Source organism: Streptomyces sp. sk2.1 (genome assembly GCF_008120935.1).
Classification (GTDB): domain Bacteria; phylum Actinomycetota; class Actinomycetes; order Streptomycetales; family Streptomycetaceae; genus Streptomyces.
Window position 1 is genome coordinate 10,247 of sequence record NZ_RDBO01000025.1, and the last position, 8,918, is coordinate 19,164.

The following is an 8,918-nucleotide window of genomic DNA, read 5'->3' on the forward strand; positions in this document are numbered from 1 at the left end:
CTGGAACCACTGCTGCCCGGGGCGCGAGCCGGGACGTCCGCCGGTGTGGAGCAGGCGGCAGCTGAGCGACGGAATACGGTGGCGGACCCGAACCGGAGCGCCGTGGAGCGATGCCCCGCCGAACTCCTGAGGATGTGCTTCCGGACACCGTCCCGCTGCCGGCGGCGGAAAAGGTCGTACACCCGGCCCCAGGGTCCGTACCGTTGGGGGACATCGCTCCACGGCGCTCCGGTTCGGGTCCGCCACCGTATTCCGTCGCTCAGCTGCCGCCTGCTCCACACCGGCGGACGTCCCGGCTCGCGCCCCGGGCAGCAGTGGTTCCAGGCAGGCCCACTGGAGTAATTGTCAATTCCTGTGGATCAGTGGTGCCGGTCAGCCTTCCTCTGGTTTCTGATCCTTGGAGTCGAGGAGGTGCCGGAGGCGTCGGATCTCGGCGATCAGGCGGGGGATGTCCTGGCGGGCCTGGGCGATGAAAGTGGCGTTCTCGTCCCAGCGTTCATCCGCGACGTCGGCATAGCGTGGCTGTTGGACCAGAGTGGCAGCGACGATTTGGCGATGGTCGAAGTGGGGCCAGCGTTCGCCGTTCCCCGTGTCGGGGACGGTGCTTATGGCTACGAGGCTCATGGCGGACTCGTCGTCGAGCTGGCGCACGTGCCAGGGGCCCGGGGTTGCCGCGGCGGCGAGTTCCTCGATCTCGGCAAGTTCCTCGTCGGTCAGCGGATCGGGCGCGTCCATCATGCTGCCGGCTCCTCACGCTCAGCAAGGTGGCCTCGTTCGAAGCGGGCTCCGGCGCGGACCAGGGCGACGAGGTGGGGTGCGTTCACGGCCCGCCAGCGGGTCTGGGCGGACTCGACGAGCTTGAACACCATCGCGAGGGCTGCCGCCCGGGAGCCGGCGCCTTTGGTGACCTCGGTCCGCAGGCGGACGGTCGCGAAGGTGGACTCGATGGGGTTCGTGGTGCGCAGGTGGATCCAGTGCTCGGCGGGGAAGTCGTAGAACGCCAGCAGGTCGTCCTCGTCGTCTGTGATCTTCTTGACACGGAAGGTGACGGCGGCCGCCCGTATGCGCCCTGATCCCGCCGGGCAGGCCCTGGCCAGCTCCCCCACGGACACACGAAGATCACTCAGTGACTGATGACGAACTGTTCGAGGCCGTCCGCGCTCGCGTGAAGGCGGGACAACCCACCGACTTGGCCTCAACTCTGACGACACCCGAACCCGCCTCGCTGGACACGGTTGAGGATGTGGAGCGCACTACCGGTTACCGGCTGCCGCCGCTGGTCCGTCGTCTCTACCTGGAGATCGCTGACGGCGGCGTCGGTCCGTTCCTCGGTTTCTCGCCCCTGCACGGCGAGGACATCGGCATGGCCAGCGGCTGTCTCGACTACCTGAACGCCGAGCTGGACCCGGAAGATCCGCCCGCCCCGCCACCAGGTGTGCTGTTCTTCTGCGACTTCGGCTGCGCGATGTGGGCGCTGCTCGACTGTCGTCATCCCGAGGGCCAGATGTGGTGGTGGGAGGAAGGCGACCGCCACAAACTTGCCTTGACCTTCCCTCAGTGGATCCAGGCATGGCTCGACGGGCGCCTCACCCACAAGTTCATGGCAGCACGGCAACTGCGGGACGAATCCTGGGTCGGACCGTGGGCCAACGAACAGCCCTACTAGTGTTCCGAGTCGGGAAACCCACCCCGCAAGTGCGGCCCGTTCCTCGTCCGACAACGTCAACTCAGCCTTCGGCCGTCCCATCCGCGCCGTAGAACAAGCCTACATATCTTCAACGAATCAGTGGGCGGCATGGGCACGGTCAGCACCTTCGATGCCACCACGCCAACTCCTGGTCTGCCATCGGCTCGTGATGCGTCCGCCCGAGGAGCACGGCGTCCAGGCGCTCCACCTGCACCCGGAGTTCGCCTGCGACCCTTGGCGGAAGCATGAACAGAGCGTCTCGCAGCTTGTCCCGGGCCCACCCCTCGCCGCAGCAAGGGCAGGTGAACTCAGCCTCCCATTGCCTCCACCGACGTTTGGTGCCGTGGACACGCACGGACCACACGCTCAACGACACTGCCACGATGCCCGGAGACAATCGCTCCCGTTCGAGCACACGAACGGCGGCGTTCGCCGCCCCCGACAGACCTGGGACATCGCGATACCGCACCCAGGGTCTTCCCCAGCCGCGTTCCCGCGACCGAAGTGAAACTGGTGTTTTACGCGGCACGGCCCCTTCGGATGCAAGTCACGGACGGTATCCTCCCACAGTCCAAGATCGGCCGGACAGAACCTGGGGCCTGTCTCCTCGATCACGATCGGAGCCCCGATGCATCGGCCCCGGCCGGCTGCGGACTATGCCGCCCTCAAAGGCCGAGTCGATCAGAGCTCGTTGTTGACCAACAGCTGAGAGCTGAGGGTGTCGTACGCCCATTGCTCCCACTTGGTCGGTGACCACGCGCGGTCGCGGGTGAGGACGAGGAAGAGCTCTGGGCTGAGGATGGCGTAGATGATGTCCGCCGTTTCCTCGACCGGGATGGCAGGGCGGGCGCCTGGCTTCTTGGTCAGGGACTTCGCCGCCGTCGCGATCTCCCCGCAGGGCTCATCCTCGTAGCCCATGGGGCCGGGGTGCTCTCCCCCGCGGGGCGAACCCGGCCCGCCCCGCGGGGGAGAGCACCCCGGCCCCATGGGCTACGAGGATGAGCCCTGCGGGGAGGACGCGTTCCCCGTCCGGCCCTTCCGGTCGGTCCTGTCGGACTTCGGCGGGCGGCCACCGCGCGAGCCACGACGCCTGCGGTTGCGGACCCGACCGGCCTTCGCCGCAGGCGTCACCCCCATGCGCCCTCATCTACTGCCGCTGGGTCCCCTCACTGGCGGAGCCGCCCCGCCCGTGTTCAGATCCTCACATCCAAGACATTTCAAGCACCTTGCCCACCTTTGCCCCTGCCTCATGCATGGGGGTGAGCCCGAAAGCCGAACCTCCCAGGGAGGACAGATCGAAACGGAAACACACAGCCCTGCTGCGGAGTGCGGCCCTGCCCGCGCTGGTCGCCGCGCTGCTGATGGGAGCGATGTCGACCCAGGCCGCGGCCGACGGCGGGGACGGCCATGGAGGGGACGGCAACTACCCGAACACCTGCCCGCACAGAAAGCCCGGCCCTCCGGGACCTCCCGGGCCCCCCGGACCGACCCTGCCGACCCAGATCGTCCAGGAAACCCACATGCTGACGTCCGGACTCAACACGGGAACCGCGACCTGCCCGCCGGGAACCGTCATCACGGGCGGCGGAATGAAGACGCCCCTCGGGGGCAACAACCTCACGGTCCAGCCGTACGAGTCCTACCCGTCCGCCGAGAACACCTGGACGCTGTCCTTCAACAACTCGGCCGGTACTTCGGGCTCCTACGTGGTCTACGCCATCTGCCTCCCCGTGACCCCGACGGGCTGACCGCCGGTCGGGTGGCGCATCCGCCCCGGCAGCCGGAGGCCACCCGTCGTCATCCAGGATTCGGGCCTGCCGGGCCCCTCCTTCAGAGCCCGCACGCTCACCGGATCGGCCGCGCAACGCGACCGGCCCAGGTCACCGCGCGGGCCCGGCCCGCCGAGGAGCCGTGTTCCCGCGCCGGCCCGAACCGGGGCCCGAAAAGGGCCTCATCAATCCAGCGGAACATCAATATTCCCGCCCCCGATCGATTACCGGGGGCGGGAATACTTCAGTCGCTAAAAATTACGATCCGATCAGCTCTCGCTGAAATTGGAGGACTTCACGCACGCGGCGCCGGGAACGCTCCAGCAAAGGTGCATGTAGTACTGCGTGGACCCCACGATGTCGTACGTCTTGCTGTCGCATCCACTGTCACCGCCATCGGTGATCGTCCACATGATCTTGTTGTCGGAGACGCGGTACAGGCTCATCTGGACGCCGTGACCATCCGCGTTGGTGTCGCATACGGTGAACTTGTCCCCGCTGTCCGTGAAGGTCGCGGTGCCACGGTTGTTGAGGGTGATGCTCTTGTTCGCCGCATAGGCCGGGGCCGTACCCAGCGCCAGCACCGTACCCAGCGCGACAGCCAGACCCGCGGTGGACCGGACCACGTTCTTCATCCTCATGAAATCTCCCCCTTGCTCGGTGAAATCGGCGCAGTCGCCCTTTCTCGCCTGCCGCCCCAACCCTCTCGCATCATCAACGCGTGAGCAACGAGTATCCGGCATTCCGGTTGCCACCTTTATGTGAAACCAAATCCTCCGACCCTGCCGGATAAAAAATCAGATGAATTCGTGCCGCTCATCGAATAGTGTCAGCAGATTAACCTCAATCTTTCGTGAGGGTCTGCCGACGGAGCCGGTGGGCCCTTTCGCTTTCAGGAGCTGGTGGTGGGCAGGTCGACGGCCCGGCTGTCGCGTCGGTGGGCGCCGGGTTCCACTGCCCGGGGCGGGTGCTGTTGTCGTCGGAACGGTGGAAGGTTGCCGGTCAGCCGGGGTTGGGCAGGAGCACGAGCCGTTCAAGGGCGGCGGGGCTCCCGGAGCCGTGCCTTGCCGGTGAGGGCGAGCATGGGCATCCGGGCCGGCAGGTCGAGGGCGATCCGGACAATCTGGAGCCAGACCTTGTTCCGGGTTGCCCGGTGGAGGGGCAGGTTGCGCAGGCCGGTGGATCGGGCGGCCCGGATCCGGTCCTCGGCCCGGGCCCGCAGCCGGTTACGGAGTTCGAGCTCGGCGATCGGCCGGTCAGGGGTGTTGGTCGCGAAGCAGGTGATCCGCATGCCGTCCGCAGCCGTGATCCTCAACTGGGCGCCAGTATGGGGTCGTTCCTTCCGGACGATCAGTCGCATGCCCTTGGGCCTGCGGTGAGGACCTTGCCGGTGAACTCGGCGCCCCAGGCCCCGTCACATGCCTCGCCGCCGATGTCGACGGTGACCTGGCCGTCGGTGTCCGGGGCCCTCTCCCCGGCCAACGATCAGGCATGATGGCGTACTTCGGACCGTGCGGACCGCAACGCTTTCTCGCCGGAGGCGGAAAGGGCGTCGATCAGGCGGGAGATGGTCGGGGCGGAAGCGACCGGGCCGAAGACGGCCGGCTCACACCGAAGCATCGCGACGTCCGCGAGACAGTCCCCGCCCAGCGCGACCGCCAGTGCTCCAAGTACCGCTGCGTGTACTTGCTTCCCACCTGGCCACTGCTTCCTCTGGAACCACTCAGGTCCCAGTCTCCAGGTGTCCACGATCAAGGGGAACTTCATGGACGCTTAAACGACATTCCTCTCGTTTGACAACGCAAGCTTGGAGTCGTCCTCTGGGAAGAGGACGCACGAGTACGTGCCGCCACTGCAAGCAGTCGAATCCGGCTGCTGAGCTCCAGCTCGTGGCGATTCCAAAAGCCCGACATGAGCTGGCTCGCGGGCTACATCCGTGGGCACAAAAAACCAGCCAGGGCCGGCACCTCGTCGCGGGCACCACCATCAACACACGACTGGAACGGACGGAGAGAAAGATGAAAAAGATACTCGGACTAGCTGCGTCGGCGGTTTTGGTGGCTGGAGGGGTGGGTCTCACGGCGACTACGGCATCTGCGGCTCCCACGGCAGCGTGCTCGTTGTCACCTGCGGGCATCGGCCAGTTCACGCTGGACGGCAGCGGCTTCCTCGCGAATTCTCCGGTCAACATCTTGAAGAATGGAGCACTTCAGGCAGTTACCACGACGAACGCTGCCGGGTCGTTCACCATAGGGGCGGTGCGTGGCAACTTCACGGCCGTCAGCGGTGGAGCTTCCACGGCATGCGGGGATCCGTTCATCACCGAGGAAGAATCGAAGACGGAAATCGGGCAAAGCTTCGCACAGGGCTTTGCAGACGGTCAAATCGCAGGCAAGGCGGCGGCGCAGAGCACGAATTGCGGGACACCGCAAATCCGACAGAGCCTGCGCCAGGACGCCTACGCGGACGGCTACAGGGACGGGTTCACCAGGGCCTTCGACGCTGCCTGTGCCCCGGGCCAGGGACAAGGCCAGGGCGGTCAAAACCGCTGAAGGGGCGGGGGCTGGAAATCGGGCATCAGCCACCTCGCCAGTTCCCGAATACTCGGCTTTGCGCTCCTCGCCACGGCGAGGAGCGCAAAGCCGAGGGCGCGTTTGTGCGACGCCCACCCGCGACACACGGCGTAGTTCGTGGATGAGAGTCCCGGGTCCGCCGTGGGGCTGATGACCATTCACCTGGGCACCCCGGATGGCACGAACGTGACAGGTGACACAGAGTCAACTGTGACCCTTCGAGAGGTGCAGGCGCCAATGCTGCTGCCCGTCATTTCGGTTATTTCAAGGCAGATGCAGCCACCGCAGGATGGCCAATACTCCAATCTGGATTCGCGAATTGGGCACGGTATCAAAGATGCGGAGGGAAAAGATACGGAGGAAAATGTGAGGGGAGGATTCCAGGAGGACCTATTTCCAGGAGGACCTATGAAGAGGACGAAGCAACGCCTCGCTGCTCTTGGTGCGTCGATCGTTATGACAGGTGTCGGTCTTGCAGCAGCAGCACCCCGGGCGAGCGCCGATCCACCGGCTCCCCCTGACCCTGTCAGCGTCAGCGTTTTGCCGGGAATCGGCGTGACAATCACATGGATGCACTCCGACGCGGAGTGGCTTCACAACTACGCAGTCAGCGACGGCAGCACCAGCGAGTTCGTGCCCGCCAGCACTAACACGTACGTTTGGAGAGATATTTCTCCGGGCGAGCACAAATGTTTCCAAGTGCAAGTTCAAACCGAGAGTGAATACGGTGCCAGCGACTGGTCCGCGCCCGAGTGCATTACGGTGCCGAAGTAACTCTCGGGGCATCTATTGGCCTCGATCTTTCGTGATGGGCCGCCGACGGGGTCGGGGGCCCGTTTCGTTGTCGGTGGCTGAAGCCGGGCAGGTTGAGGGCCCGGGCGTCGTCGTAGGACAACCAGCGTCCGCGCTGGGCCAGCCAGGCCACGAACTCGTGGATGCCGCCCGCGGAATCCCAGCGGATCAGTGTCCACCGTCCCCGCCAGTATTTCTTGGGCAGCTGAGCCAGGGCGAGGCGAGTGGCGGTGATGTGGTCGGCAGCCGGGACGGGCTGATCGGTCTGAATACGGCCGGGCGGCGCCGGTCGTCAGTTCATCGCGAACTTGGCGACGTACTCGTCGAAGGGCTCGATGCCGACCTCCGCACGGAGTTCGTCCATGCGCTCCGGCTCCTCGCAGGGCCACGGAACGGGTGCCCCGTCCCTCACACCGGCGATCTGGGTGCCGAAGATCTGCTTCCGGCCCTCGTTGACCAGTGTGCGGTCGCGCAGGAAGGCCAGCTCGCGCGGGCCGGCCGCGCCCGCCGAGACCGCCTGCTGCATCAGGTGGAGGGCGCGCCGCTGGATGTCGAGCTGCCGGTCGGCGTGCTGGGCGATCAGCCATGCCGCGCTCGCGGCCTCCTCGCCGACCGTTTCCGCCGTCGGCCAGCCGTACTCGTCCATGATCTCGCCCAGCCGGTCGCCGTGCCGGGCGGTCAGCCGCCGCCACTCCAGCTGCTCGGCGAAGTCATCGCTGTGCGCGCGGATCGAGGTCCGCTGATCGGCCGCGGCCATGTCGGTGAGTTCCACCGCCAGCGCGGCAATGTCGTGCGCCACCTTCAACTCCCCTGTCGAATAGGTGATTTGTTTCTGTCGCCTGCAAGCCTAGGGGCGCAAACCAGATGTAAAGATCATTCCGGAGAACGGTGACGGGCACCCCTCCGCGTGGGGATAATGGATCCACCCCCAAATCCCGAAGCCTCCCGCTCGGCGGTCAGGGCGCCGGGTCGGTTCCGGGTTCGGTTCCGGGTTCGGGTTGGCGGCAGGGCCTGCACAGGCCGTCACGGAACGCTTCGGGGCGGCCGGGAGTCTCGCACTCGGTGCACACGGCCATCGTGCGGAACATCGGCACCTCCGCCTCGATCCGGGGAACGACGGGCAGCCGGGGCGGAAGCTTGTCGCGCAGTCGACGACGGACCAGCCCGAAGGGCGAACGAACGGACTCCGGAAGCCCAGCGGTCAGCGCACCCCTCAGATACGTCGCATCCACACCCCGCTCGAACCACTCGGCCGCCAACGGCTCCAACTCCGCACACTCCACCGCCGAAAGCGCCAACCGCTCATCCACCCGCCCCAACCGCGCCAGAGCCACGAAGGCACGCGAGGGCTGCCGCTCCTCACCACCCCCAGACCCCGGCACCGGCACCAACTCCGGCTCAGGACACGGCTCCTCGGCACGCTGCTCAGGAACCGACACCACCACAGGCACGGGCGCAGGCACCGTCACGGGCACTTCGCCCCCACTCCCCTCACCGGCCTCCGAGCGCTGCGCCTCGGCGGTGAGGAAGGCGTTCCACCACTCGTTGTCGTGGGCGATCCGCGACCAGTAGGTCCGGGTGACCCAACGGACCTGACCACCGGCCTCGTTGCCCCTGCCGGTACTTCCGCCCAGTCCCCGTACGCGGCGCAGGTGACCGGCCACGCTCAGGGCCCTCAGCGCGCTGCCGACGGCCGTCTGCCCGTACAGCGGCAGGACCTTGGCCAGCGACTTGACGTCCATCAMCGCACCGTCCGGCAGTGCGTCGATGTAACCCGCGATGTGCCGCTCGCGGTCGGGCAGRAATGCGAAATCGCCTTCGAGCGGCGGACGTTGCTCCGGCACSGAACGCTTCCCGTARCCCKGMCGGGCCTTCGGATGGRCGCGCGAGGATGCGGGCGCGCACAGGGCAGAGCTATGGTCTGAAACAGCCACTGGATCGCCTTTCAGCGGATCGATCTTGGGGTCAGGCCCCGGCCGGTGCTKYCWACACCGCGTCCGGGGTCGTTACGTTCCGCACCGTAGACAGCCGTGACCCTGCGCCGCAACTCGGTCACGATTAGTCATACTTGCTGGCCGTTACGGGTCAGGGAGGGGC

Annotated in this window: 10 protein-coding genes and 3 pseudogenes; 4 read left to right on the forward strand and 9 right to left on the reverse strand. The window is 66.6% G+C overall.

Features of this window, described 5'->3' with window-relative positions; genetic code table 11:
* From EAO76_RS46040 to EAO76_RS11535, 3 genes and pseudogenes are all read right to left on the reverse strand, one after another.
* On the reverse strand, positions 1-281 hold a 281-nt coding region (locus EAO76_RS46040), incomplete at its 3' end, for a transposase (protein ID WP_262375392.1).
* Positions 282-372: 91 nt separating this feature from the next.
* Positions 373-735, reverse strand: coding sequence for a hypothetical protein (locus tag EAO76_RS11530; RefSeq protein WP_148835849.1), 363 nt, complete (start codon positions 733-735; stop codon positions 373-375).
* Positions 735-1,037, reverse strand: a pseudogene (locus EAO76_RS11535) (transposase); the annotation flags it as partial. The pseudogene EAO76_RS11535 and the gene EAO76_RS11530, both read right to left, overlap by 1 nt.
* Positions 1,038-1,126: 89 nt before the next feature.
* Here EAO76_RS11535 and EAO76_RS11540 point away from each other — a divergent pair.
* A complete protein-coding gene (locus EAO76_RS11540) occupies positions 1,127-1,666 on the forward strand; it encodes an SMI1/KNR4 family protein (protein ID WP_187438564.1) in 540 nt (179 codons plus the stop codon).
* 702 nt (positions 1,667-2,368) lie between these two features.
* On the opposite strand, the gene EAO76_RS11545 is transcribed toward EAO76_RS11540, so the two are convergent.
* On the reverse strand, positions 2,369-2,605 hold the full coding sequence (locus EAO76_RS11545; RefSeq protein ID WP_187438565.1) for a hypothetical protein: 237 nt from the start codon (positions 2,603-2,605) through the stop codon (positions 2,369-2,371).
* A gap of 602 nt (positions 2,606-3,207) precedes the next feature.
* On the opposite strand from EAO76_RS11545, the gene EAO76_RS11555 reads away from it, so the two are divergent.
* Complete coding sequence (locus EAO76_RS11555) at positions 3,208-3,435, forward strand: hypothetical protein (RefSeq protein ID WP_148835841.1); 228 nt, start codon at positions 3,208-3,210, stop codon at positions 3,433-3,435.
* 290 nt (positions 3,436-3,725) lie between these two features.
* Here EAO76_RS11555 and EAO76_RS11560 read toward each other — a convergent pair whose 3' ends face one another.
* Together EAO76_RS11560 and EAO76_RS11565 are read right to left on the reverse strand one after the other, a co-directional pair.
* Entirely contained in the window at positions 3,726-4,097 is a 372-nt protein-coding gene (locus EAO76_RS11560; protein ID WP_148835842.1) for a hypothetical protein, read from the reverse strand.
* A 398-nt stretch (positions 4,098-4,495) separates the two neighbouring features.
* Positions 4,496-5,121: pseudogene (locus EAO76_RS11565) on the reverse strand (transposase); the annotation flags it as partial.
* A gap of 353 nt (positions 5,122-5,474) precedes the next feature.
* Here EAO76_RS11565 and EAO76_RS11570 point away from each other — a divergent pair.
* Both EAO76_RS11570 and EAO76_RS11575 read left to right on the forward strand, forming a co-directional pair.
* Positions 5,475-6,008, forward strand: a complete 534-nt coding sequence (locus tag EAO76_RS11570; RefSeq protein WP_148835843.1) for a hypothetical protein — start codon at positions 5,475-5,477, stop codon at positions 6,006-6,008.
* Positions 6,009-6,179: 171 nt separating this feature from the next.
* Entirely contained in the window at positions 6,180-6,803 is a 624-nt protein-coding gene (locus EAO76_RS11575; protein ID WP_148835844.1) for a hypothetical protein, read from the forward strand.
* A 112-nt stretch (positions 6,804-6,915) separates the two neighbouring features.
* On the opposite strand, the pseudogene EAO76_RS11580 reads toward EAO76_RS11575, so the two are convergent.
* The 3 genes and pseudogenes from EAO76_RS11580 to EAO76_RS11590 all read right to left on the reverse strand — a co-directional run.
* Positions 6,916-7,068 (reverse strand): annotated as a pseudogene (locus EAO76_RS11580) (IS1380 family transposase); the annotation flags it as partial.
* 45 nt (positions 7,069-7,113) lie between these two features.
* Positions 7,114-7,620: a DUF6624 domain-containing protein gene (locus tag EAO76_RS11585; protein WP_148835845.1), complete on the reverse strand. Its 507-nt coding sequence runs from the start codon at positions 7,618-7,620 to the stop codon at positions 7,114-7,116.
* Between the two features lie 157 nt (positions 7,621-7,777).
* Entirely contained in the window at positions 7,778-8,563 is a 786-nt protein-coding gene (locus EAO76_RS11590; RefSeq protein ID WP_148835846.1) for a MarR family transcriptional regulator, read from the reverse strand.
* Positions 8,564-8,918 lie beyond the last annotated feature (355 nt).